Here is a 21,198-nt window from a genome sequence, read left to right as displayed (position 1 = left end):
ACAACCCCGTTTCCACGTTTGGGCTTAAACGCGACGCCAACCCCCCACCGCCCACACGGGCGGTGGCTTTTGTATTACCCGCCCTACAGTGTTCACCTTGTTTTGGGCGCGTTCCTTATTGCATCGGGCAACCTCGGCAGGAGCGATGCGCCACGCGATTCGGGCATGTATCCAGTTAAATATACTGTCACCGTAATCGGCCTGCGAGGTGATCGGTTGGATGCCCCCACCGTATCCTTCACCGGGATAGAGCGATGCCGGATTCTGTTTACCGTCACCATGATTTAGAGGGGTGACTGGCGCACCGCCGAATCAACGGCGGGGCGCCTCTGCCGGGTGCTTGAAATCAGCCCTTGCGGCGGCCAGCGACTCGCAGGCGCAGTGCGTTCAAGCGGATGAAGCCGGTGGCGTCGCCCTGATCATAGGCGCCGGCGTCTTCCTCGAAGGTCGCGATGGACTCGTCGAACAGGCTGTCGGTGTCCGACTTGCGGCCGACCACCATGACATTGCCCTTGTAGAGCTTCAGTCGGACAACGCCGTTGACCACGGCCTGGGTCTGGTCGATGGCGGCCTGCAGCATCTCCCGCTCCGGGCTGAACCAGTAGCCGTTGTAGATCAGCTCGGCGTAGCGCGGCATCAGTTCATCCTTCAGATGCGCAGCCTCGCGGTCCAGCGTCAGGGATTCCATGGCGCGATGGGCCTTGAGCATGATGGTGCCGCCGGGGGTCTCGTAGCAGCCGCGCGACTTCATGCCGACATAGCGGTTCTCGACGATGTCGGCGCGGCCGATGCCGTGGGCGCCGCCGATGCGGTTGAGTTCGGCCAGCACCTCGGCCGGGGTCATGGCCTTGCCGTCGATGGCGGTGATGTCGCCACGGCTGAAGGTCAGCGCGAGTTCCTGCGGCTGATCCGGCGCGTCCTGCGGGTCCACCGTCCAGCGCCACATGTCACGGCCGGGCTCGACCCAGGGGTCTTCCAGGTCGTAGCCCTCGTAGGAGATGTGCAGCAGGTTGGCGTCCATGGAGTAGGGCGACTTGCTGCCGTCGCGTTTCTGCTCGATGGCGATGCCGTGCTCGGCGGCGTAGGCCATGAGCTTCTCGCGCGAGAGCAGGTCCCATTCGCGCCAGGGGGCGATGATCTTGATCTCGGGGTTGAGACCGTAGGCGCCAAGCTCGAAGCGCACCTGGTCGTTGCCCTTGCCGGTGGCACCATGGGAGATGGCATCGGCACCGGTCTCGGCGGCGATCTCCACCAGCCGCTTGGCGATCAGCGGCCGGGCGATGGAGGTGCCAAGCAGGTATTCGCCCTCGTAGATGGCGTTGGCGCGGAACATCGGGTAGACGAAGTCGCGCACGAATTCCTCGCGCAGGTCCTCGATGTAGATCTCCTTGATGCCGGCCGCCTCGGCCTTTGCGCGCGCCGGTGCCACCTCTTCGCCTTGGCCGACGTCGGCGGTGAAGGTGACCACCTCGCAGCCGTATTCCTGCTGCAGCCACTTGAGGATGACCGAGGTATCCAGCCCACCAGAATAGGCCAGCACGACTTTCTTCACCGCGTTGCGCGACATCTTTGAACTCCGCTCGATGCAAAAGCGCGAGTATAGGCGATTCAGGGGTTGCGCTGGGAGTTGCGGGTCTTGGCCGCTAATCATGGCGGCCAATCATGGTGACAGTGTCTTTGATTCCACCCGCATCTGGGTCTTGTTCCTTTTCCCGGCCGCGTGGACCTGCACCGCAGGGACCGCAGCCTGGGGTCCCGTGGGCAAGTTCAACTGTTTCTGGAGTCCCGGGCGCTTTCCAGGCATTCCAGCCGATCCAGCAGGGCTGCCATCTGCTGCTCCAGCGCCTCGACACGCTCCAACAGGGCGTTGTCCACCGCTGGCGCCGATGCCGTCGCCGGCTCCTGGAGCTGGGATAGATCCGGCTCGCCGGTCAGGAGTTGTGCATACCGGCCCTCCCGCATCCCGGCCTGACGCGGCAATTCGCGAGCGATGGCACGCTCATGCGCGATCAGCGTTTGCAGCGTCTCCTTGATCTGTTCCAGGGATGCGAAATCGGCCAGACGGCTGGCGTTGGTGCGCAGTTCGCCAAGCGTCTGGGGACCGCGTAGCAGCAAGAGACACAGCAAGGCCTGTTGTCGGCGATCCAGCATGAAGGTGCCGGCGAGCTTGTGATCATAGCGCGTGGCGCGCCCGCCGAGGTCCTCGTGGATCAGGCCGCGATCGCGCAGTACCCCGACCGCGTGGCCGACCTCGCCGGGGGTGAGCTTCATCACTGGATGCCGCGCCGTCTTCTGGTTGCAGGCGGTCACCAGGGCATTCAGCGTCAGTGGATACTGATCCGGGGTGGTACGTTGCTTCTCCATCAGGCAGCCCAGGATGCGGGCCTCCAGCGGGGTCAGGAAAGGTGTTGCGCTATCGGTGTGTTCGTTCATTGGACTCGTGCTGATTCAAGGGGATTGATTGGTTGGATGCGGCCTTGCGTCTACTGTAAAGCCTTGGTCGTCAACCGGCGCCCGGGCATCCGCGCCACTGTTGAGGCGACGCTGATTTATTGCCCATCCTGGCCAGAAATCAGCACGCGATTCGCAAACGTGGTTTCCGAATCGCTGCATTTTCAGCGGCTTGTGCCGCTAAAAATGGCGGGCCCTCCTGCCCCGCACGGGAAATGCTGAATAAATCAGCGTTTCCTTGACCATACCCAGGCTTTGGAGACGGTGTTAAGGCGGTCGTGGTACATCACCGCCCCTGGCGCGCCCGTTCCTGGCATGGATGCGCTCCACCGGCCGCATGTGGCGCTGAAATGACGCCGCGGTTTGCCGCATAATGACGGGCTTTCCGAACATCCCTGCTCGCCAGTGAGTCGTCATCCAATGAGTCAGCCATCCAGGGGCGCCGATGCCGGTCGCCGCGACATCCTGATCACCAGCGCCTTGCCCTACGCCAACGGGCCCATCCACATCGGTCATCTGGTGGAGTACATCCAGACCGACATCTTCGCGCGCTTCCAGAAGATGCGCGGCCACAACTGCTGGTATGTCTGCGCCGACGACGCCCACGGCACGCCCATCATGCTGCGGGCGCGCGCCGAAGGCATCACGCCCGAGGCCCTGATCGCCCGGGTAGCCGAGGAACACCAGGCGGACTTCGCGGACTTCCGCATCGGCTTCGACCACTACCATTCGACCCACTCCGAGGAGAACCGCCACTTCGCGACCCTGATCTACGAGCGCAACCGCGACGCCGGCCACATCGTCAAGCGCACCATCGAGCAGGCCTATGACCCGGTGGAGCAGATGTTCCTGCCGGATCGCTTCATCAAGGGGGAGTGCCCCAAGTGCGGCGCGGCGGATCAGTACGGCGACAACTGCGAGGCCTGCGGCGCCAGCTACTCGCCGGCGGAGCTGAAGAACCCGCGCTCGGCGGTCTCGGGGGCGGTGCCGGAACAGCGCGAGTCCGATCACTACTTCTTCAAGCTGGGTGACTTCGAGGACCTGCTCAAGGGCTGGACGCGGGGCGGCGCCCTGCAGGGGCAGGTGGCCAACAAGCTCGACGAATGGTTCGAGGCGGGGCTGCAGGAGTGGGACATCTCCCGCGATGCGCCCTATTTCGGCTTCGAGATCCCGGATCATCCGGGCAAGTTCTTCTATGTCTGGCTGGATGCGCCCATCGGCTATCTGGCCAGCTTCAAGCATCTCTGCGACAGCCCGCGCGGCCAGGCGGCGGGGCTGGACTTCGACCACTACTGGGGTGCGGACAGCACCGCCGAGCTCTATCACTTCATCGGCAAGGACATCATCTACTTCCACGCGCTCTTCTTCCCGGCCATGCTGCACGGGGCCGGCTTGCGCACGCCCAGCGCCATCTTCGCCCACGGCTTCCTGACCGTCGATGGTCAGAAGATGTCCAAGTCGCGCGGCACCTTCATCAAGGCGCGCACCTATCTGGAGCATCTCAATCCGGAGTATCTGCGCTACTACTTCGCTGCCAAGCTGAGTGCGGGCGTGGATGACATCGATCTGAATCTGGAGGACTTCCAGGCGCGGGTGAATGCCGACCTGGTGGGCAAGGTGGTCAACATCGCCAGTCGCTCGGCCGGCTTCATCAGCAAGCGCTTCGAGGGCCGGCTGAGCGCCGAACTGCCCGATCCCGCGCTGTTCGAGGACTTTGTCGCGGCCAGCGCGTCCATCGCCCAGGCCTACGACAGGCGCGAATTCAGCCGTGCCGTGCGCGAGATCATGGCCCTGGCCGATCGCGCCAACCAGTACATCGACGAGCAGGCCCCCTGGGTGGTGGCCAAGCAGGACGGCCGCGATGCGGAACTCCAGGGCATCTGCACCCAGGGGCTGAATCTGTTCCGGCTGCTGATCGGCTGGCTCAAGCCCATCCTGCCCGGCACCGCCGAGGCCGCCGAGCAGTTCCTGCAGATTCCGCCACTGACCTGGGCGGACCTAGAGCAGCCGCTGCTCGATCACGAGATCGCCAGGTTCAAGCCGCTGATGACCCGCGTCGATCCCAAGCAGGTCGAGGCCATGCTGGAGGCCTCGAAAGAGGATCTGGTGGCGGCCGATGCGGCCAAGACCCGTCCCCATGAGACCACGACCGAGGGCCATCTGGTGAAAGAACCCGTCGCCGACACCATCGATTTCGAGACCTTCGCCAAGCTGGACCTGCGCATTGCGCGTATCGCCGAGGCCGCCCGCGTCGAGGGCGCCGACAAGCTGCTGCAACTGACGCTGGATCTGGGCGGCGAGACGCGCAACGTCTTCGCCGGCATCAGCAAGGCCTATGAGCCGAAGGACCTGGAGGGGCGGCTGACGGTCATGGTGGCCAATCTGGCCCCGCGCAAGATGCGCTTCGGCGTCTCCGAGGGCATGGTGCTGGCGGCGGGGCCGGGTGGCTCGGAGCTGTTCATCCTCAGCCCGGACAGCGGGGCGGAGCCGGGGATGCGGGTGAAATAGCGGCAGCCGCCGTCGACGTCCGACATGACGTCGCTGGCTTGCCAGCGGGCAGGGATGGTCTAAGCTCGGAGTAGGTTGAGTTCACCATGGGACGTCGCAGTACCCATGCGATACCGGGTCGTCTTGCTCCTGATTCCACTGCTCTTTGCGACCCTGACCGGCTGTAGAGAGGCGTCTGCCCCGGCACCGGTGCCATCGGTGCCGGTGGTGCTGCTGACCCTGGCGACGGAGGACGTCTCGGTCACCGCGGAAGAGGTCGGCCGCGCGGAGGCCTCCAACTCGGTGACGCTGCTGCCCCGCGTGGGCGGCCAGATCCTGAGCCGGCATTTCGATGAGGGCCAGGCGGTGGCCGCCGGTGATCTACTCTATTCGGTGGACCCGGCGCCCTACCAGGCCCGGCTGCGTTCGGCCGAGGCGAAGCTCGCGCGCACCCAGGCCGAGCTGCAGTACGCCCAGGACGAGGCCGACCGCTATTCGGAGCTGGAGTCCAAGCGCACTGTTTCGCGCTCCACCGCCGAGCAGTTCAGCAATGCTGCCATGGTGCTGCGCGAGGCCATCCGCGCCCAGGAGGCAGAGGTCGAGCAGGCCCGGCTGAATCTGGACTATTGCCAGATCCACTCGCCGATTCCGGGGCGCGCTGGCGCCTATCTGGCCAATGAAGGCGCCTTCGTCGAGGCCTATCGCACCCCGCTCGTGGTGGTCAATCAGATCGACCCCATCGATATCGTCTTCGCCCTGCCGGAGGCCCGGCTAGCCGAGCTGCTGCAGGCACTCGCGACCGGCCGTGTGGAGGTGACCGCCACGGTCAGGGCATCCGGCCTGTCGCGCGGCGGTGGCGTCATGCACTTCATCGACAACAGCGTCGACCCGGACACCGGCACCATCCTGCTCAAGGCCCGCTTCGACAACCCGGACGCCTTCTTCTGGCCGGGTCAGTTCGTCAAGGTCCGGCTCCCCCTGCGCGCCATCGCCGATGCCATCCTGCTGCCGAGCGAGGCGGTGGTGGCTGGCCCGCAGGGGCCATCGGTCTTCGTCGTCAGCGACGGCAAGGCCGAGCTGCGCGCGGTGCAGACCGCCGAGCGGCTCGCCGATCGTATCCACGTCATCGGGGGGCTGAGCCCCGGCGAGGCGGTGGTGGTGGAGGGTCAGAACAAGCTCAAGCCCGGCAGCCCGATCAGGATGGTCGAATCCAGTCCCACCGCAGGGACCCCGTAAGGGGGACTGCGTGAACCTCTCGGAGATCTTCATCCGCCGGCCGGTCATGACCACCTTGGTCATGCTGTCGCTGCTGCTGTTCGGGCTGCTCTCCTACAAGACGCTGCCCATCAGCAACCTGCCAACGGTGGACTTTCCCACCATCAGCGTCACCGCCAAGCTACCCGGCGCCAACCCGGAGACCATGGCGGCCTCGGTGGCGCTGCCGCTGGAGAAGCAGTTCGCCGCCATCAGCGGCATCGATTCCATGACCTCGACCTCGTCGCTGGGGTCGACCGTCATCAATGTGCAGTTCGCGCTCTCGCGCGACATCGACGCCGCCGCCCAGGACATCGCCGCCGCCATCGCCGCGGCCATGGGCGTACTGCCGCCGGAGATGCCGAATCCGCCCACCTATGTGAAGGTGAACCCGGCGGACATGCCTGTGATGATGCTGGCCCTGACCTCCGACACCCTGCCCACCAGCACCCTGTCGGATCTCGGCGAGAGCCTGATCATGGCCAAGCTGTCCATGATCGAGGGGGTTGGCGAGGTCGACCTGGTGCCGCCGCAGAAGTATGCCGTGCGGGTGCAGGTCAACCCGGATGCCCTGGCCCACCGCGGCATCGGCCTCGACGAGGTGGCCGAGGCCCTGCGCACGGGCAACGTGAGCCTGCCCGGCGGCACCCTGGAGAACGACGTCAGCGCCTACACCCTCAACCCCGAAGGACGCCTGATGGATGCCGCGGCCTTCCGCGACCTGGTGGTGCGCTATCAGGACGGCAACCCCGTGCGCGTCGGCGATCTGGGGCAGGTGCTGGACGGCATCGAGAACGACCAGGCGCGCTCCTGGTACCTGCGCGACGGCGAGACCCGCCCAGCGATCATCGTGCGCATCCGCAAGCAGGCCGGGGCCAACGCCGTTGCCCTCACCGACGCGGTCAAGGCCCGGCTGCCGGGGCTCTCCGCGGCCCTCCCCGGCGCGGCCTCGCTCGGCGTCCTCTACGACCAGTCCGAGTTCATCCGCGCCTCGGTCGTGGACGTGCAGCTGACCATGGTCGCCACCCTTGTGCTGGTGGTGCTGGTGCTGTTCGTCTTCATCGGCGCCTGGCGGGCGACCCTGATCCCGAGCCTGGTCATCCCGCTGTCGCTGATCGCCACCTTCATCGTTATGGCCCTGCTGGGCTACAGCCTCAACACCCTGTCGCTGATGGCCCTGACCCTGTCCATCGGCTTCGTCGTCGACGATGCCATCGTCGTGCTCGAGAACATTATCCGCCGCCGCGAGGAAGGCGAGGGGGCGCTCGAGGCCGCCCTGCGCGGCAGCCGCGAGATCGGCTTCACGGTGCTGTCCATGACCCTCTCCCTGGCTGCGGTGTTCATCCCGCTGATGTTCATGCAGGGCATCCTGGGGCGGCTGTTCGAGGAGTTCGCGGTGGCCATCACCGCCGCCATCCTGCTCTCGGGCCTGCTCTCGCTGACCCTGACGCCGATGCTGGCGAGCCGGTTTCTCGGCGCTGAGGACACGGCAGGAGGGCAGGAGCGCTCGCCCGCTCGGCTCTCGGCGTTGTTCGCCCGCAGCTTTGCCGGATTGACCCGCCTCTACGGCCGTGCGCTGAGCCTGAGCCTGCACTACCGCCCCCTGATGCTGCTGCTGACCCTGGGCACGGTCATCGGCACGGTGCTGCTGTTCCAGGCCCTGCCCAAGGGCTTCATCCCGAGCCAGGATCAGGACTTCTTCCGCATCTTTGCGCAGATCGATGATCGCACCTCGTTCGCCGACATGGTCCGTCGGCAGGAGCAGATCAACCAGATCCTGCTGGCGGACCCGGACATTGGCCCGGCACGGGCCGCCGCCATCGTCGGCCTCATGGGCGACAGCACCGCACTGACCTTCGTCAGCCTGCCGCCGGCCCATGCCCGCGAGCACTCGGTGGACGAGATCATCGCGCGCCTGCGCCCACAGCTGAACCAGATCCCGGGGCTGAACGTCTCGCTGGTGAACCCGCCCCTGATCACCATCGGCTCGCGGCTGACCAGCGCCCAGTGGCAGCTCACCCTGCACGGCACCGACCTGGCGCGCCTGCAGCGTCAGGGCGCACTCATGGAGGAGCGGCTGCGCCGCGTCGAGGGCCTCATCGACGTCAAGTCCGATCTGCAGGCCAGGCAGCCGCGCATCGAGATCGAGATCGACCGCGATCAGGCATCGGCCCTGGGTCTGACCCTGCATCAGATCCAGGACGCCTTCTACTCGGCCTATGGCCGGCGTCAGGTCTCGACCATCTATGCGGCGTCCAACTACTACTACGTCATCCTGGAGCTGGACCCGGCCTATCGCGCGCACCCCGATGCCCTGAAACAACTCTATCTGCGCGCCGAGGGCGGCGCGCTGGTGCCCTTGCGCGCGGTCGCGCGCCTGGTCGAAACCGTGGCGCCGCGCACCGTCAACCATCAGGGCCAGCTGCCCGCGGCCACCATCTCCTTCAACCTCAAGCCCGGCGCCTCCATCGGCCCGGTCATCGCCGAGATCGAGCGCATCGCCGCAGACACCCTGCCGGCGGACATCCATGCCCAGTTCCAGGGCACCGCCCAGGCCTTCCAGTCGTCACTCGCCAGCATGGGCTTCCTGCTCGTCATCACGCTCATCGTCATCTATGTCGTGCTGGGAATCCTCTACGAGAGCTTCCTGCACCCGCTGACCATCCTGACCTCGCTGCCCCTGGCTGGCTTCGGCGCCCTGGCCGCGCTATGGCTGCTGGGGCTGGAGCTGGACATGTACGCCTACGTCGGCATCATCATGCTCATCGGCATCGTCAAGAAGAACGGCATCATGATGGTGGACTTCGCCCTCGATGCGGAGCGTAGCCGCGGGCTCGACCCGATCGCCGCCATTCATGGCGCCTGCCTGACGCGCTTCCGCCCCATCATGATGACCACGCTGGCGGCCCTGCTTGGCACCCTGCCCATCGCCATCGGCTGGGGCGCCGGCGGCGAGGCCCGGCAGTCCCTCGGCGTGGCCGTGGTCGGCGGGCTGCTCTTTTCGCAGCTCATGACCCTGTTCGTGACGCCCGTGTTCTATGTCTATCTGGGCCGCCTCGCCGGCTGGCTGCAGGCCCGCCGAGGCGACAAGACCCTGGCGGTGGCATCCGAAGGCATCAACGACTTCTCGCTGCTCTCGCCCTCCTTCCCCTTCGCCCGGCTGCTGACCGGACAGTTCGCGTTGCTCAGCGAATCCGCCGCGGAGTTGCGCACCCTCCTCGCCGACCCGAGCACGGCGGCCGGTGCCGCACGCCGTATCCGAGCGCTGGAACGGACCCTGCGGGCCGATTACCGGGCCATCGGGCGCGAACTGGGCCTGACCCGCCTGCTGCCGCTGGAGCGCGCCGATCTGCATGCCGTCAGCCAGGCCCAGGAAACGGCCATGCGCGCCCTGGTGGCCGTGGCGGCCCGAGCCAGCCTCTACGGTCTTGCGGAGCCGCGCCCTGCCGCCGTCACCCTGGCGGACAACCTCGCCGAGATGCTGGCTCTGAATGCGCAGATGTTCGCCAAGCTCAGCCGCGGCGAGGCCATCGATGCCGAGGTGGAACAGCAGGAGCGCCTGACGGAGGAGTCCGACAGCCTGCTGCTGGTCGCCCTCGGCGAGCTGTATGACGAACAGGCGGGTACCCATGACCCGCTGCCCTTGCTGCGCTGGTCGCACCTGCTGGAGCGTCTGGAAACGGCCATCGAGGGCGCCGAGCGCCTGGCCGCCGTGCTCGAGTCGCTGGTCATCAAGAACATTTGATGCGACGTTGTCGGTTCGACGCCTGTGCCGCGTCTTGCGCCTGCTAGCTGGACCGGTACACGTCCAGCACGTCGGGCAGTTGCTTGAGCTTGGCCAGGACGCGCTTCAGCCGGTCGGCGTCCATCACCTCGATGGTGAAGCGCATGCTGGCCAGATCGCGGCTGGGGTCGGAATGGGTGTTGGTGCCGAGGACATTGGCGTCCTCGTCCGCCAGCACCGAGGACACGTCCCGCAGCAGACCCTTGCGGTCCGCGGCAACGATGACGATGTCCACCGGGTAGCCGGCGTCGGCGGGCTGCGCCGCCCAGCTGACCTCCAGCAACCGTTCGCGCTCTGCCTCGGGCAGGTTGAGGATGTTGCGGCAGTTGTGCCGGTGCACGATGACGCCGCGCCCGCGGGTCACATAGCCGACGATGCGGTCATGGGGCACCGGGCGACAGCAGGCGGCCATCTGGGTCATCAGGTCTGCGACCCCTTCCACGATGACACCGGGTCGGTCTGAACGGGCGCGCACGGCGGGCCGGGACGGCATCGGCGCGAGCGCCTGTTCGTCGTCCGGCGCGGGCCGTTCCGTGCGCGGTTCCGCCAGCCGGCGGGCCACATGGCCGGCGGCGACATCGCCGCGGCCGATGGCCGCCAGCAGGTCGTCGCCCTTGTGCAGGTTGTAGCGGGGCGCGAGCCTGTCCAGATGGGGTTTGCCCTCGATTCCCAGGCGCGCCAGTTCCTTGTCCAGCGCGACCCGGCCCTCGGCCAGGTAGCGGTCGAAGTCCTGCTGCTTGAACCATTGCCGCACCCGGTTGCGGGCGCGGGCGGTGACCATGTAGTGGTGGTGGGGGCTCAGCCAGTCGCGGCTTGGGGTCTCGTTCTTCTGGGTCAGGATCTCCACCGTCTCGCCGCTGGCCAGCGGATGGTTCAGCGGCACGATGCGTCCGTCCACCCGTGCGCCCCGGCAATGGTTGCCGATCTCGGAATGGATGGCGTAGGCGAAGTCCAGCGGCGTGGCGCCCCGGGGCAGTTCGATGACCTTGGCCTGGGGGGTCAGCACATAGATGTGGGCCGGCTCGAATTCCGTGCGCGGGGTCCGGCCGATGTCGCCCGCCGGTTCGCCCTCGCCGGCCTGCTCCAGCCAGTTGCGCATCCACACCACGCGACGCTGGAACTCCGGGTCGTGGCCCTTGGACTCCTTGTAGGCCCAGTGTGCGGCGACGCCATACTCGGCATGCTGGTGCATGTCGAAGGTGCGGATCTGCACCTCCAGCGGCTTGTCGTCCGGGCCGATCACGGCGGTGTGCAGCGAGCGGTACAGATTGCCCTTGGGCGTGGCGATGTAGTCGTCGAACTCCTTCGGGATGTGCTGCCAGAGCCCGTGCACCACGCCCAGGGCCATGTAGCAGGTGGGAATGTCCCTGACCATGATGCGCACCGCGCGCAGGTCGAAGATGCTGTCGATATCCACGCCCTTGCGCTTCATCTTGCGCCAGATGCTGTAGATGTGCTTCGGCCGGCCGCTGATGCTGGCCTCGACCCCGATGCGCTCGAATTCCCCCTGCAACAGCGTGATCACCCGGCGGATGTAGTCCTGCCGCTCGTCGCGCCGCTCGCGCAGCAGCCGGGCGATGCGCTTGTATTCGGCCGGATCGAGATAGCGCAGGGCCAGGTCTTCCAGCTCCCACTTGACCTGCCAGATGCCAAGCCGGTTGGCCAGCGGGGCGTAGACGCGCTGGGTGTCCTCGGCCAGCTCGCGCAGGCGCGCGTCGGGCAGCGCCTTGGCCGAGCGCATCAGGTGCAGGCGCTCCGCCAGCACCACCAGCACCACGCGCACATCTTCGGCGATGCCGAGCAGCAGCCGGCGCAGGTTCTCCTCGTGCTCGCGCTGGTCCTTCTCGGCAATGATGCGATCAACATTGGTCAGCTGGCCGATGCGCCCCAGGTCCGCCACCATGGACGCGATGCCCGGACCGAAACGCTCGCCGAGCTGTGCCTCGGTGACGCCGTCGCGGCCCAGGCAGCCGTTCAGCAGCGCGGCGCACAGGGTCTCGGCATCCATGCGCAGCCCAAACAGGATGTCCGCCGTGGACAGGCGGTGGCGTGCCTCGGTCTCGCCGGTCTCCAGTCGGTAGTCGCCGCGGCAGGCGATCATCAGCGCGCAGGCAGCGTCGAGCAGCCGGCACTCGTCCTCGGCATAGTGCTGGCGGATGTTGGCCAGCCAGTGGTGGGCGGCTGCCGGGTCATCGGTGTCGGCGTCCGGCAGATTGTAGGCGGTGGTGACCATCGGGATCGGTGCGGATGCGCCCCGGAGACGAGGCGCTGTCCCGGGCGCTAGCCCCCGGTGTCCGCGGCGGCGTCGAATGGATGGCTGACCAGACCGTCGGCCAGCTTGGGCTCGAACCAGGTGGATTTCGGCGGCATGCAGGCGCCGGCGTCGGCCACTGTCATCAGATCATCCATGCTGGTGGGGTGCAGGGACAGGGCGAGGCGCATGTCGCCGTTGTCCACGCGATCGACCAGGCCCGCCAGGCCGCGGATGCCGCCGACGAAGTCGATGCGCTCGTCCCGGCGCGGATCGGCGATGCCCAGGATCGGCTCGATGAGGTGCTCCTGCAGCAGGCTGACGTCGAGCCGGCGCACCGGGTCGTGTCGGGGGATGTGCGCGGCATCCAGCCGCAGCCGATACCAGCAGTGGTCCAGATACAGGCCGAACTCCGCCGGATGCGCGGGCTGCACCGGGCAGGCCTCCGGCGCGACCTGGAAGCGCTCTGCCACGCGGCGCAGGAAGTCCTGCGGCTCCAGGCCGTTCAGATCACGCACCACGCGGTTGTAGGGCAGGATCTGCATCTGGTCGTGGGGGAACAGCACCGACAGGAAGAACTGGCGCGCGTCTGCTTGGTTCGGATCCGGGTCCGGATCGGCAGCGCGGCCGGCCGCGGCTACCCGGGACGCCGCCGCCGAGCGATGATGACCGTCGGCGATGTACAGCGCCTCCATGGCATCGAACCAGGCGCCGATGCGCGCGATCTTGTCCGCCGCGTCGATGACCCAGAGTTCGTGGCGCACGCCATCCGCCGCCGTGATGTCCACCTCGGCCGGGCCCTGGCTCTGTTGTGCCAGCAGCGCGTCCACCTCCGCCCGGGCGCGGTAGACCAGCAGGACCGGACCGGTCTGCGCCTGCAGGGCGTCGATCTGGCGCACCCGGTCGTCTTCCTTCGCCGGCCGGGTCAGTTCGTGGCGTCTGATGCGGCCGTCGTCGTAGGCGGCAACCGACGCCGCCGCCACCAGCCCGGTCTGGCGGTGTGCGCCCATGCTCAGGCGATAGACGTAGTAGGCCGGGGCGGGGTCGCGCAGCAGCACCCCCTGCGCCAGCATGTGCCGCAGGTTGTCGCGTGCCCTGGCGTAGACGCTGTGGTCGTAGGGGGCGGTCTGCGGCGGCAGGTCAACCTCCGGCCGCGAGACGTGCAGAAAGCTCCAGGGGCGCCCGGCCACCAGGCGCCTGGCCTCGTCTGCCGTCACCACGTCATAGGGCGGGGCCGCCACCTCCGCCGCCCGGCCGGGGGCCGGACGCAGACCGGCGAAGGGCTTGATCAGCGGCATGGCGTCCATGTCAGCGGGTGGGCGGGGCGTAGAGCAGGCCGCCGTGGGTCCAGAGGGCGTTCAGGCCGCGCTTCAGGCCGATGCCGGAGGGGCTGCCCAGGTTGCGCTCGAACAGCTCGCCGTAGTTGCCCACCTGCCGGATGACGCGATAGCCCCACTCGCGGTCGATGCCCAGCGGCCCGGAGGTGTCTCCGTCCAGGTCCAGCAGCGTGCGCACGGCCTCGCTGCTGGCGCGCTCCCGGGCGGCCACGACATTGCCGGAGTCGATGCCCAGCTCTTCGGCATTGATCAGTGTGAACAGGGTCCAGCGCACCAGGTCGAACAGGCGCTGTTCTCCCTTGCGCACCGCCGGGCCCAGGGGCTCCTTGGAGATCACCTCCGGCAGGATGCGCTGGGCGGTGGGCTCTTCCAGGCCTGCGCGCAGGGCGGAGAGCTGGGAATGATCCGTGGTCAGGGTCGAGCAGTCGCCGTTGAGGTAGGCCGTCAGCGCCGTCGACAGGTCCGGGTGCAGGGCCAGTGTCATGGGCATGCGATGACGTGTGAAGTAGCGCCGGACATTGTCCGCGCTGGTGGTCTCGCTGACGGCGCAGACGGTGGCGCCGCCCAGCTCGAGCGTGCTCATCAGGCCGCTCTGGCGGGGCACCATGAAGCCCTGACCGTCGAAGTAGAGGATGCCGGCAAAGCTGATGCCGTGGGCGATGTCGCGCTCGGCGGTCCAGCTGGTGTTGCGCGACAGCAGATCGACCTGCCCCTGCTGCAACGCCTGCAGCCGCTGCTCGGCGGACAGCGGCACGAACTCCACCTTGTCGGCGGAGCCGAGGGCGGCCGCAGCCACCGCGCGACAGAAGTCCGCGTCGATGCCGCTCCAGTCGCCGTCGTCGTCCTGCAGCGACAGGCCAGGGATCTGGCCGTTGACGCCGCAGCGCAGCACGCCGCGGTCCTGGGCGACCTTCAGCATGTCGGATCGCGTGTCTGGTCGCGCGTCAGGGGTGGCCGCGGCGACGCCGCACAGCGTCAGTGCCAGGCCAAGGGCGGCCAGCGTGCGCAGAGGCATCATGGGTGTTGCAAGGGGATGCGGGATCATCAGGAGCAATCCTCAGGCCGGTGATACGGGTGCGGGTGAAGGCGGCAAGGGCTACCAGCTCATCAGGGTCCACTGCGGCACAGTGTCGTCCATGCCCTGGGTGCCGCGCCGCCAGGCCATTTCGCCGGAGCCGTCCTCGTCCACCAGATAGTACGACGGGCCGGCGTCGGGCGTGACCTTGAGCATGTAGACGTTGTTGTTCACGCGGTATTCCTCCACCGTGCGGTTGTCGAACTGCTTGACGGTGACCGCGGGCTGGATATCGGCGTCGGTGACGCGCAGAGAAAGGCTCGACAGGGGCACGACACCCCCGGTGGCCGCCGCCGCGGCCTGGCTCGGGCCGATCAGCATCTGTGAGAGGGCCAGTAACATGGCCGGGAGCATGATCGGGAGCAGAAGCGGCGCGGCGATGATCGGACTCGTTGGGCGCATGGCGGGCTCGCGGCAGCAGGGATGACGATGGCAGGCTGGATCCGTAAGGGGCGCAGTGTAGCAGGAACCGGTGTCTGCCCCCACTCAGCCGGCCCAGTCAACAGACCGATTCAGCCGGCCCTAGTCAACCCGCCTGGCGCAGCGCCGCCAGCGGCGGCCTGACCAGGACGCGGTAGGTGCCGAGGGTGCCGGCCAGACCGATCAGCAGCCCGCTGCCCGCGACGCCGATGATCCACAGCCAGGGGTTCCAGTGGAACGGCAGCCCCAGCAGCTCGCGGGCCAGCACCCAGCCGGTGAGTTCCGCGAACAGCGACGCGGTGAGCCCCGCCAGCAGACCGGCGGCGGTGAACTCCACCAGCAGGCTGCGCAGCAGCTGACGTCGCCCGGCGCCGAGGGTGCGCAGCACGCCGTGCTCCAGGCGCCGCACCGCCAGGCTGGCCTGGATGCCGGCATACATCACCAGCAGGCCGGCCACCAGCGTGAAGGCGAAGACGTACTCCACCGCGCGGATGCCCTGCTCGATGACGCCCCGGACCTGCCCGAGCAGGGTGTCGACATCGATCAGAGTGATGCTCGGGAAGGCCCGCAGCAGCTCTGGCATCAGGGCCTCGCGGCTGGTCGGCAGGTGGAAGCTGGTGATCCAGGTGGCCGGCTGGGCCTGCAGCAGCGCGGGCGTGGCGATGACGAAGAAATTGACATTGAAGCTGTCCCACTGCACCTGACGCAGGCTGGTGACCGGCGCCGCCAGCTCCTGGCCGGCCACCCAGAAGCGCAGCTCGTCGCCGAGGGCGATGCCCAGGGTCTGCGCCAATCCCTCCTCCACCGAGAACTGGGGCGGTGCGTCGGCACCCGGCCACCAGGCGCCGGCGACGATGGCGTTGTCCGGCTGGGGCGCAACGGCGAAGCTCAGGTTGAACTCGCGCTCGGCCAGGCGCTGGGCGCGGGGATCGTCGAAGTCTTCGGGCGCGGTCGGCTCGCCGCCGATGGCCAGCAGCCGGCCACGGATCATCGGGTGGATGCCACCGACATCGATGCCCCGTTCCGCCAGAAACGCCCGCAGCGGCGCAACCTCATGGGGCTGGATGTTGATCAGGAAGCGGTTTGGTGCTCCTTCCGGCAGTGTCTGCTGCCAGCTCTGCAGCAGATCGACCCGCACCACGGCCAGCAACAGCAGCGCCAGGATGCCGAGCCCGAAGCCCACCGTCTGCAGGATGGCCACGGCCGGTCGCCGCGCCAGCCCGGCCAGGCCCAGGCGCCAGATGCCGCGGCTGTGCCGGGCGGCGATGCCCGCCAGCCATACCAGCAGGGCGCCGAGGCCGATCAGCGCCAGCACCGCGGCGCCGACGCCGGCCAGCAGTTTCCACGCCAGGTCGGCGTCGCCGGCCTGCCAGAACACCAGCAGCGTCAGCGCGCCGGCGGCGCCGATGGCGGCCAGGGCCACGGAGGTCCGCGGCGGGCCGAGGTCGCGGCGCAGCACCCGTAGCGGCGGCACCTCCGCCAGTTGCAACAGTGGCGGGATGCCGAAGCCGGCCAGCGCCACCAGCCCGGTGCCGATGCCGACGGCCACGGGCTTCAGCGAGGCCGGCGGCAGGTCGCTGCCGAACCAGTCCTGCAGCACCACGGCGAGTCCGGCCTGGGCCAGCCAGCCCACAGCGCAGCCCACCAGGCTGGCGAGCAGGCCGAAGGCGAGTAGACGCATCGTGAACAGCCGCGTCAACAGGTGGCGCGGCGCCCCCAGGCAGCGCATGACGGCCACGGCATCGGTCTGGCGCTCCACCAGCCTGCGGCTGGCCAGCGCGATGGCGGCGCCGGCCACCAGCAGCGTGGTGAGCGCGGCCAGGTGCAGGAAGCGCGACGCGCGATCCACGGCGGTGGCGAACTCCGGGCGTGCCTCGCGCGCATCGATCAGCCCGGCATTGGCGGGCAGGCGCGGTTCGGCCCAGGCGATGAAGGCATCGATGTCCGCCAGCTCGCCGGCCAGCAGCAGCCGATGACGCACGCGGCTGGCCTCGGTGACCAGGCCGGTGGCCTCCACTGCCGCCAGCGGGATCATGACCCGCGGCGCGATCTGGAAGAAGTTGCCGCCGCGGTCGGGCTCGTAGGCGATGAGCCGGCTCATGCGAAAGCGGGCCTCGCCGAGTTGCACGGTGTCGCCGACAGCAGCGCCCAGGGCATAGGGCAGGCGGGGCTCCACCCAGGCCTCGGCCGTGCCCGGGATCCCCGTCGCCGGGCGTTCCGGGCCGTTGTCGGCGGCTTGCAGGCGCAGTTCGCCGCGCAGCGGGTAGTCGGCGTCCACCGCCTTGACCTGAACCAGCTGGCTGGCATTTCCGGCCAGCACCACGCTGCGGAAGCTCAGGGTCCGGGCGGTACGCAGGCCGCGCCGCTGCGCCTCTGCGGCGAAGCTGTCGGGGATGCGGGCGGAGGCGTCGATGACCAGGTCGGCGGCGATCAGCTCGCCGCCCTGGCGCTGCATGGCGCCGTCGATGCGGTCGGTGAAGAAGCCCACCGCAGTGATGGCGGCCACGGTCAGCACCAGGGCCGCGGACAGCAGTGTCAGCTCGCCGCTGCGCCAGTCGCGCCGCAACAGGCGCAGGGCCAGGCGCCAGGTGCTCATGGCTGTGCCTCGAGATGACCGTCATGCATGCCGAGGCGCCGGTCGCAACGTGCCGCCAGGGCGGGGTCATGGGTCACCAGCACCAGCGCCGCGCCGGCATCCTCACGCAGCGAGAACAGCAGGTCGATGATGCGCGCCCCGGTGGCCTGGTCCAGGTTGCCGGTAGGCTCGTCGGCGAACAGGATGCGCGGCCCCGGCGCGAAGGCGCGGGCGATGGCCACGCGCTGCTGCTCGCCGCCGGAGAGCTGGCGCGGATAGTGACCGGCGCGTGCGGACAGCCCGACCCGCTCCAGGGCCTCCGCGGCGACGGCCTTGGCATCGTCGGCGGCGCCCCCATTGCTTGCTGCACGCAGCTCCAGCGGCAACAGCACGTTTTCCATGGCCGTCAGCGTCGGCAGTAGTTGAAAGCTCTGGAACACGAAGCCGACGCGCCCGCCGCGCAAGGCGGCGCGGCCGTCCTCGTCGAGGGTATCCAGGGCAGTGCCGCACAGCTCGACGCGGCCGCCACTGGCCTGGTCCAGCCCGGCGAGCAGCCCCAGCAGGGTCGACTTGCCGCTGCCGGAGGCGCCGACAATGGCCAGCGCCTCGCCGGCGTGGATCTCCAGGTCCAGTCGCTGCAGGATGGTCAAACGTCCGCCCGGGCCAGTAACATGCTTGCTGAGGCCGGTGGCGCGGCAGAGGATTTCAGGGGGAGTCATGGCGTCCATTTCGGTGCATTCCAATGTGATCAGGGCTGGCGTGGTCCTGGCCGGTTGCGGTCGGGGCTGCCCCGGCAAGGCCTTTCCAGGCATGACCGGTTTCGACGTGCGCAGTTCCGATATGCGCCGTTCAGGCCTGAGCGATTCACGCAAGAACGGCACGATCCTGACGGGTTCGGCAGCGATGAATCGGTTTGTGACCAGTCCGGCCAGGATTCGTTCGATATTCAGGCGGATCCTCTTCTGCGTCATGGCGCTGGTGGCGGGCTCGGCGTCGGCGGTCTCGGCCCCGAACGCGGAAGTCCCGCTGGCGATGGCGCGGATGTCGACCCCGGCTCCAGTCTCGACCCCAGGCTCGACCCCAGTGGTACTGGTGTTGGGAGACAGCCTGAGCGCCGGTTACGGCATCCCGCTGCAGCAGGGCTGGGTCAGTCTGCTGCAGCAACGCATCCGCGATTCCGGTCTGCCGCATCGCGTGGTCAATGCCAGCATCTCCGGTGACACCACCGCCGGCGGCCTGTCGCGGTTGCCCGGCCTGCTTGAATCACACCGGCCGGCAGTGGTGGTGATCGAACTCGGCGCCAACGACGGCCTGCGTGGCTTTGCGCCCCAGGCGATCACCGCCGCCCTGACCGAACTGGTGGCCCTGGCCCGCGATGCGGGCAGTCGCGCGCTGCTGGTGGGCGTGCGCCTGCCGCCCAACTACGGTGCGGCCTACAGCGAGGCCTTTCAACGCGTCTACGCGGAGGTGGCGGCGCGGCAGGACGTGGCGCTGGCGCCGCGCCTGCTGGACGGCGTCGCCGAGGATCTGGGCCAGATGCAGCCGGACGGGCTGCATCCCGTCGCGGCTGCGCAGCCGCAACTGCTGGACAACGTCTGGCCCGCGCTGCGGCCCCTGCTGGAGGAAACCGTCGCCATCGACGGCATGGCAGATCGAGAGGCCCTGATCACGACTCCAGCCGATCAAACTCCGTAGGGTGGAACAAGCGCAGCGTTTCCACCAGCCCGCCAGGGCCGAACAATCCCGGTAGGGTGGAACAAGCGCAGCGTTTCCACCAGCCCAGCAGGGCGGACCAATCTCGGTAGGGTGGAACAAGCGCAGCGTTTCCACCCGTTACCACCAGTCCCCGGCCGGCAACGCCCGCAAACAATACCTTGCGGGAGATTCGACGGGAATTTTCGTATCCACGGCTGCTGGTGGCCGGCAATTCAACAACAAACACGTGGAGTGAGTGCATGCAACAGGTGACCATCGTCGGCTCCGGTTTCGGGGCCCTGACCTCGGTGCAGGTCTTGCGCCGGTCCGGTTTCAAGGGCGAGTTGACCGTGGTCAGCCCCGCGCCGGAGTTCGTCTACTACCCGGGCCTGATCTGGGTGCCGTCCGGCCGTCGCACCGGGGATGACCTGCGCCTGGATCTGACGCATTTCTTCAACAAGTGGTCGGTGCGTCACCTGGCCGCGGAGGCCACCGGGCTGCGCGATGGCGGGCGCCTGCTGGAGACCAGCGCGGGCGAGGTGGCCAACGACGGCCTGATCATCGCCAGCGGCGGGCGCTTCATCAAGAAGCTGCCCGGCATCGAGCACGCCATCACCCCCTGCGAGGGCGTCGCCGCGGCCCAGCAGATTCGCGACCGGCTGCGGGCGATCGACAGCGGCACCGTGGCCATGGGCTTTGCCAGCAACCCGAACGAGCCCTCGTCCATGCGCGGCGGGCCCATCTTCGAGTTCCTGTTCGGGCTCGATCGGCAGTTGCGACAGGAGGGGCGGCGCGACCGCATCCGCATCGTCTTCTTCAACCCGGCGGAGCGCCCCGGCAACCGGCTCGGTCCCAAGGCCGTGGATGCGGTGCTGGGGGAGCTGCACAAGGTCGGCATCGACACCCACCTGGGCCACAAGCTCAAGGGCTTTGCCGCCGACAAGGTCATGACCGAGGGCGGCGACATCGATGCCGATCTGATCATCTTCATGCCCGGCATGACCGGCAACCAGTGGTTCGACAACACCGAGCTGCCGCGCTCGCCGGGTGGCCTGATCCAGGCGGATGCCCAGTGCCGGGTGCCGGGCTTCGAACGCGTCTACGTGGTGGGCGACTCCGGCAGCTTTCCCGGTCCTGACTGGATGCCGAAGCAGGCGCACATGGCCGATCTGCAGGCGCGGGCGGCGGCGAAGAACCTGGTGGCGGAATTCGCCGGTCGCGCGCCCACCGAGACCTTTGCCGTGGAACTGCTGTGCATCGTCGACGCCAATGATCGCGGCATGCTGATCTGGCGCACGCCCAAGCGCAACTTCGTGCTCCCCTCGTCGCGGCTGTTCCACTGGCTGAAGCGTTTCTTCGAATGGTGGTATCTGCGCCAGTACCGCTGATGCGGTGCAGTCGCGCCGGTCAATGGACCGGCGGCGGCTCAGGATCAGGATGGGTTTGCACATTGCGCTGAAACAGGGTGCACGGTTAATATGCCGGCTTTTGGGTTAGCCCTGCCGGATTTGCCGCGCGGAGAGTCCATGCCATGTCAGCTGCGCCACCCACGCCCATCGTCGTGGACCTCGACGGCACCCTCGCGCGGACCGACACCCTCTGGGAGACGCTGTTCGTTCTGGCCCGCGAGCGCCCGCTGCGGCTGCTCGCCGCGCTGCCCGAGCTGCGCCGGGGCAGGGCGGCGCTCAAGGCCCGTCTGCTCGCCGAGGCGAGCCCGGACGTCTCGACCCTGCCTCTCAATTCCGAGCTGATCGACTGGCTAAGGGACGCGCCCAAAACAAGGTGAACACTGTAGGGCGGCTAAAACAAAAGCAAAAGACCCTGTGTGCAGTTGGGGATGAGCATGGAGGATAACAACACACGGGCAAA

15 protein-coding genes are annotated in these 21,198 nt (G+C 68.1%); 7 read left to right on the top strand and 8 right to left on the bottom strand.

Features of this window, described 5'->3' with window-relative positions; all coding sequences use genetic code 11:
• Window positions 1-288 (top strand): hypothetical protein (locus tag F2Q65_RS19745; RefSeq protein ID WP_211354084.1); only part of this gene is annotated, 288 nt, incomplete at its 5' end.
• A 58-nt stretch (window positions 289-346) separates the two neighbouring features.
• On the opposite strand, the gene F2Q65_RS17730 is transcribed toward F2Q65_RS19745, so the two are convergent.
• Window positions 347-1,567 (bottom strand): argininosuccinate synthase, encoded by a 1,221-nt coding sequence (locus F2Q65_RS17730; protein WP_150094740.1) that lies wholly within the window; start codon window positions 1,565-1,567, stop codon window positions 347-349.
• 200 nt (window positions 1,568-1,767) lie between these two features.
• On the bottom strand, window positions 1,768-2,433 hold the full coding sequence (locus F2Q65_RS17725; RefSeq protein WP_150094739.1) for a YceH family protein: 666 nt from the start codon (window positions 2,431-2,433) through the stop codon (window positions 1,768-1,770).
• A 438-nt stretch (window positions 2,434-2,871) separates the two neighbouring features.
• On the opposite strand from F2Q65_RS17725, the gene metG reads away from it, so the two are divergent.
• From metG to F2Q65_RS17710, 3 genes are all read left to right on the top strand, one after another.
• The gene (gene metG, locus F2Q65_RS17720; protein WP_150094738.1) at window positions 2,872-4,959 is read left to right on the top strand and encodes a methionine--tRNA ligase; all 2,088 of its coding nucleotides are present in this window, start codon (window positions 2,872-2,874) and stop codon (window positions 4,957-4,959) included.
• 105 nt (window positions 4,960-5,064) lie between these two features.
• The gene (locus tag F2Q65_RS17715; protein ID WP_150094737.1) at window positions 5,065-6,174 is read left to right on the top strand and encodes an efflux RND transporter periplasmic adaptor subunit; all 1,110 of its coding nucleotides are present in this window, start codon (window positions 5,065-5,067) and stop codon (window positions 6,172-6,174) included.
• Window positions 6,175-6,184: 10 nt separating this feature from the next.
• On the top strand, window positions 6,185-9,937 hold the full coding sequence (locus tag F2Q65_RS17710; RefSeq protein ID WP_150094736.1) for an efflux RND transporter permease subunit: 3,753 nt from the start codon (window positions 6,185-6,187) through the stop codon (window positions 9,935-9,937).
• A 43-nt stretch (window positions 9,938-9,980) separates the two neighbouring features.
• On the opposite strand, the gene F2Q65_RS17705 is transcribed toward F2Q65_RS17710, so the two are convergent.
• The 6 genes from F2Q65_RS17705 to F2Q65_RS17680 all read right to left on the bottom strand — a co-directional run bounded on the left by F2Q65_RS17705 (window position 9,981) and on the right by F2Q65_RS17680 (window position 18,353).
• Window positions 9,981-12,209, bottom strand: a complete 2,229-nt coding sequence (locus tag F2Q65_RS17705) for a RelA/SpoT family protein (protein WP_150094735.1) — start codon at window positions 12,207-12,209, stop codon at window positions 9,981-9,983.
• A 47-nt stretch (window positions 12,210-12,256) separates the two neighbouring features.
• Entirely contained in the window at window positions 12,257-13,525 is a 1,269-nt protein-coding gene (locus F2Q65_RS17700) for a DUF1015 domain-containing protein (protein WP_150094734.1), read from the bottom strand.
• A gap of 10 nt (window positions 13,526-13,535) precedes the next feature.
• On the bottom strand, window positions 13,536-14,609 hold the full coding sequence (locus F2Q65_RS17695) for an amino acid ABC transporter substrate-binding protein (RefSeq protein WP_246156342.1): 1,074 nt from the start codon (window positions 14,607-14,609) through the stop codon (window positions 13,536-13,538).
• 51 nt (window positions 14,610-14,660) lie between these two features.
• On the bottom strand, window positions 14,661-14,981 hold the full coding sequence (locus tag F2Q65_RS17690; RefSeq protein WP_246156339.1) for a DUF2782 domain-containing protein: 321 nt from the start codon (window positions 14,979-14,981) through the stop codon (window positions 14,661-14,663).
• A gap of 184 nt (window positions 14,982-15,165) precedes the next feature.
• Entirely contained in the window at window positions 15,166-17,655 is a 2,490-nt protein-coding gene (locus tag F2Q65_RS17685; protein WP_150094733.1) for an ABC transporter permease, read from the bottom strand.
• Window positions 17,652-18,353, bottom strand: a complete 702-nt coding sequence (locus tag F2Q65_RS17680; protein WP_150094732.1) for an ABC transporter ATP-binding protein — start codon at window positions 18,351-18,353, stop codon at window positions 17,652-17,654. Before F2Q65_RS17680 ends, F2Q65_RS17685 begins: the two co-directional genes overlap by 4 nt.
• Between F2Q65_RS17680 and F2Q65_RS17675 the strand changes: the two genes are divergently transcribed.
• The 3 genes from F2Q65_RS17675 (at window position 18,352) to F2Q65_RS17665 (ending at window position 21,115) form a co-directional block, all read left to right on the top strand.
• Entirely contained in the window at window positions 18,352-19,329 is a 978-nt protein-coding gene (locus tag F2Q65_RS17675) for an arylesterase (RefSeq protein ID WP_342782264.1), read from the top strand. The genes F2Q65_RS17680 and F2Q65_RS17675 overlap by 2 nt on opposite strands.
• A gap of 260 nt (window positions 19,330-19,589) precedes the next feature.
• Entirely contained in the window at window positions 19,590-20,717 is a 1,128-nt protein-coding gene (locus F2Q65_RS17670) for an NAD(P)/FAD-dependent oxidoreductase (RefSeq protein WP_150094731.1), read from the top strand.
• A gap of 143 nt (window positions 20,718-20,860) precedes the next feature.
• Window positions 20,861-21,115, top strand: coding sequence for a hypothetical protein (locus F2Q65_RS17665; protein WP_150094730.1), 255 nt, complete (start codon window positions 20,861-20,863; stop codon window positions 21,113-21,115).
• The last annotated feature ends 83 nt before the right edge of the window (window positions 21,116-21,198 follow it).

Origin of the sequence: Thiohalocapsa marina (assembly GCF_008632335.1) — a bacterium.
Classification (GTDB): Bacteria; Pseudomonadota; Gammaproteobacteria; order Chromatiales; family Chromatiaceae; genus Thiohalocapsa; species Thiohalocapsa marina.
Note: the sequence above shows the minus strand (reverse complement) of the source record. Positions and strands in the feature narration are given on the sequence as shown.

What these genes read in the sequence shown, in the direction of transcription:
- F2Q65_RS17670 (WP_150094731.1), top strand. Translation starts at nt 19,590, where the DNA reads ATGCAACAGGTGACCATCGTCGGCTCCGGTTTCGGGGCCCTGACCTCG.
- F2Q65_RS17680 (WP_150094732.1), bottom strand. Translation starts at nt 18,353, where the DNA reads ATGACTCCCCCTGAAATCCTCTGCCGCGCCACCGGCCTCAGCAAGCAT.
- metG (WP_150094738.1), top strand. Translation starts at nt 2,872, where the DNA reads ATGAGTCAGCCATCCAGGGGCGCCGATGCCGGTCGCCGCGACATCCTG.
- F2Q65_RS17695 (WP_246156342.1), bottom strand. Translation starts at nt 14,609, where the DNA reads ATGATCCCGCATCCCCTTGCAACACCCATGATGCCTCTGCGCACGCTG.
- F2Q65_RS17665 (WP_150094730.1), top strand. Translation starts at nt 20,861, where the DNA reads ATGTCAGCTGCGCCACCCACGCCCATCGTCGTGGACCTCGACGGCACC.
- F2Q65_RS17715 (WP_150094737.1), top strand. Translation starts at nt 5,065, where the DNA reads ATGCGATACCGGGTCGTCTTGCTCCTGATTCCACTGCTCTTTGCGACC.
- F2Q65_RS17675 (WP_342782264.1), top strand. Translation starts at nt 18,352, where the DNA reads ATGGCGTCCATTTCGGTGCATTCCAATGTGATCAGGGCTGGCGTGGTC.
- F2Q65_RS17705 (WP_150094735.1), bottom strand. Translation starts at nt 12,209, where the DNA reads ATGGTCACCACCGCCTACAATCTGCCGGACGCCGACACCGATGACCCG.
- F2Q65_RS17730 (WP_150094740.1), bottom strand. Translation starts at nt 1,567, where the DNA reads ATGTCGCGCAACGCGGTGAAGAAAGTCGTGCTGGCCTATTCTGGTGGG.
- F2Q65_RS17725 (WP_150094739.1), bottom strand. Translation starts at nt 2,433, where the DNA reads ATGAACGAACACACCGATAGCGCAACACCTTTCCTGACCCCGCTGGAG.
- F2Q65_RS17690 (WP_246156339.1), bottom strand. Translation starts at nt 14,981, where the DNA reads ATGTTACTGGCCCTCTCACAGATGCTGATCGGCCCGAGCCAGGCCGCG.
- F2Q65_RS17700 (WP_150094734.1), bottom strand. Translation starts at nt 13,525, where the DNA reads ATGCCGCTGATCAAGCCCTTCGCCGGTCTGCGTCCGGCCCCCGGCCGG.
- F2Q65_RS17685 (WP_150094733.1), bottom strand. Translation starts at nt 17,655, where the DNA reads ATGAGCACCTGGCGCCTGGCCCTGCGCCTGTTGCGGCGCGACTGGCGC.